Source organism: Streptococcus sp. (genome assembly GCF_019414905.1).
In the GTDB taxonomy this organism is placed as follows: domain Bacteria; phylum Bacillota; class Bacilli; order Lactobacillales; family Streptococcaceae; genus Streptococcus.
Genome location: NZ_DXLC01000131.1, coordinates 1 through 2,477, shown reverse-complemented (window position 1 = coordinate 2,477; position 2,477 = coordinate 1). Strand labels below are relative to the sequence as shown.

Below are 2,477 nucleotides of genomic sequence, written 5' to 3'. Positions count from 1 at the left end.
CACCCATAAAGTTAATCTGATCACCCAGCTCACGCGCCACCTGAATGGCAGCTGGCACACCGATACGAAGGGTGTCATAGGTATCCACAAGAAAGACGCAATTTTTATGGGTTGCAGCGTAAGCCTTGAAAGCCTCATAGTCGTTACCATAAACCTGTACCAAAGAATGGGCATGGGTCCCCAAAACAGGAATATTAAAGAGTTTACCAGCACGCACATTGCTAGTCCCATTGGCGCCACCAATCACCGCTGCGCGTGTTCCCCAGATAGCCGCATCCATTTCTTGAGCCCGACGTGTCCCAAACTCCATCAAGGGTTCATCTTCAATAACCGAACGAATACGAGCTGCCTTAGTCGCCACCAAGGTCTGGTAGTTGACAATATTCAAAAGGGCCGTTTCGACCAATTGACATTGGGCTAGAGGACCTTCCACCTGCACAATCGGTTCATTGGCAAAGACCAAGTCCCCTTCTTGGGCAGAACGAACGGTCAACTCCAACTTGAAATTGCGGAGATAGTCCAAGAATGCCCCATGGTAACCAAGCGACTCCAAATAGGCAATATCACTATCTGAAAAACGCAAATCTTCAAGATAGCTCACAATTCTTTCCAAACCTGCAAAAACCGCATAGCCGTTCTTAAAAGGCTGTTGGCGGAAATACACCTCAAAGACCGCCTTTTTATTGTGAATCCCTTGGTCAAAGTAAACCTGCATCATGTTGATCTGGTACAAGTCCGTGTGCAATGTCAAACTATCATCTGGATACATACTTTTCCTACTTCCTTAGCTAGAAACACATGAAGATTTTCAAGAACTTTCATGTATTCCAATAAATTAGTACTATTATATCACATTTTAGCTGGATTGAGAAAAGAGTAACAAGCTATTCACCACTCTCCAGTTCATCCATATCTTGTTCAAACTTTTTCTGAGCCCATTCGCCAAAATTTCTTAAAGTTAGGTTTCCAATAAAAACCCATGGAAGATAAAGAAGATAAGTAAGGATCCAAGCAGACAAGTATTTAAAATTCAAAGGATTATGCTGATAAATCTCAATATTGAACTGGTAGTTCTGGAACATCAAGATGGCTGTAATTGCAAGAGTCACTAGTAAGCATCCCAAAATCGTAAAATGAAATCGGCTATAATAGGTCACTCCGAGATTTCGAGCACGGTTAAAAAAGTAAAATGTCCCTATGATGATAACGATGAGCAGCATATTAGAATTAAAAAGACTTGGTGCTAATACTGCAATCATATAAGATAAAAGCAAGAAAGCTATAGAGATATAGAAACTTTCAGCCCCCGCTTTATTGATCAGTTGTTCTTCTCTTTCGTCTAGTAATTGATAATAAAAAAATCTATTTTTCATCTTCTTCCTCCCAAACTTGCTGATTTCTGCGATTCAAGTATAGGATAACTCTATCCATAGAATAACTCCCAACGAGATAGATGATAACTGCTAGAACCACTTTTAGGGAGTACTTCCAAGTCAATAGACTGACCAGTTCCTCGCGATTGCCTATGATATCAATCAATAAAATCACTATAGAAAATCCCAAAGCAGATAAAATTCTTTCTTTTCCAGTATTCTCAACAATATCTCGAATATCAATTCCTACATACATGCGGCGAATAATGGCATACAAACCTACTCCAATCAATAAAAGTAATTCTGGTGAATAGGATAGAAGAGTTAAATTAAAAATATAAACTTTGGCAAAAATTTCCAGTGCCAAAAATAGGCACATTCCCAAAAGAATTTCTCCTGAAATCTTTCCATCCAATTTTTCTGTACGTTCATCTTTGATCACAAGTTTTTTTCTATTTTTCATCTTCTTCCTCCCAAAATAGTTGGTCTAATGTTTTTCCTAAGCATCTGCAAATGGACTGGCAGAGGGAGAGACTAGGATTGTATTTCCCAGCTTCAATCAAGCCTATAGTCTGCCTAGTAACGCCCACAGCTTCTGCCAAATCCCCTTGTGTTAAATCACGCTCCACCCGAGCTAATTTTAATTTTAAATTTTTAGCCACTAGCGTCCTCCTTCACATTCTTAAAAAGTTGCGCCTCTTTTTAACAACATTATATCATATATCTAACTCAATGCAACATATATATGTCTTTTTGTAATATTTTATTAACAAAAACTCTCTACCACAAAATAATAGAGAGTTTTCTGCTTATTCAATTTTTTTCAAAACATCTACAGCATCGTAGGCTTTCACATCTAATGTTGTATTGTCCTCAATATCACCTAGAAAGACACAATTTGTAGGATTTAACTGGTATTTATCGAGAATCCCCTTCATACTTATGTCAAGCCCCCCTATTTACTTTATGATTTCATATTCACCTTACAAATCCTTTTGGTAATAATATCTTTGCCCAATGTAGGGATAGTCTTGTAAGGTAAAGACTTCCTTGTAGCCATGCCTTTTATAAAAATCAGGAGCTTGAAACTGGTAGGTATTGACA

At 38.2% G+C, this 2,477-nt stretch carries 5 protein-coding genes and 1 pseudogene; all 6 read right to left on the bottom strand.

Annotated elements, in window-relative coordinates; genetic code table 11:
• Nucleotides 1-769: nicotinate phosphoribosyltransferase (pncB, locus tag QZ359_RS03995; protein ID WP_293960724.1), on the bottom strand; the 769-nt coding region annotated here is incomplete at its 3' end.
• A gap of 115 nt (nucleotides 770-884) precedes the next feature.
• Complete coding sequence (locus QZ359_RS03990) at nucleotides 885-1,373, bottom strand: DUF6773 family protein (protein ID WP_261219145.1); 489 nt, start codon at nucleotides 1,371-1,373, stop codon at nucleotides 885-887.
• Nucleotides 1,363-1,836, bottom strand: a complete 474-nt coding sequence (locus QZ359_RS03985; protein ID WP_049521462.1) for a DUF6773 family protein — start codon at nucleotides 1,834-1,836, stop codon at nucleotides 1,363-1,365. Before QZ359_RS03985 ends, QZ359_RS03990 begins: the two co-directional genes overlap by 11 nt.
• Nucleotides 1,826-2,035, bottom strand: a complete 210-nt coding sequence (locus tag QZ359_RS03980) for a helix-turn-helix transcriptional regulator (RefSeq protein WP_001107502.1) — start codon at nucleotides 2,033-2,035, stop codon at nucleotides 1,826-1,828. Before QZ359_RS03980 ends, QZ359_RS03985 begins: the two co-directional genes overlap by 11 nt.
• Nucleotides 2,036-2,182: 147 nt before the next feature.
• Nucleotides 2,183-2,311 (bottom strand): hypothetical protein, encoded by a 129-nt coding sequence (locus QZ359_RS03975; RefSeq protein WP_261219146.1) that lies wholly within the window; start codon nucleotides 2,309-2,311, stop codon nucleotides 2,183-2,185.
• A 45-nt stretch (nucleotides 2,312-2,356) separates the two neighbouring features.
• Nucleotides 2,357-2,477: pseudogene (locus QZ359_RS03970) on the bottom strand (GNAT family N-acetyltransferase); the annotation flags it as partial.

Bases quoted from the DNA above. Each gene is read 5' to 3' on its own strand.
- QZ359_RS03990 (WP_261219145.1), bottom strand. From the start codon at position 1,373: ATGAAAAATAGATTTTTTTATTATCAATTACTAGACGAAAGAGAAGAA.
- QZ359_RS03985 (WP_049521462.1), bottom strand. From the start codon at position 1,836: ATGAAAAATAGAAAAAAACTTGTGATCAAAGATGAACGTACAGAAAAA.
- QZ359_RS03975 (WP_261219146.1), bottom strand. From the start codon at position 2,311: ATGAAGGGGATTCTCGATAAATACCAGTTAAATCCTACAAATTGTGTC.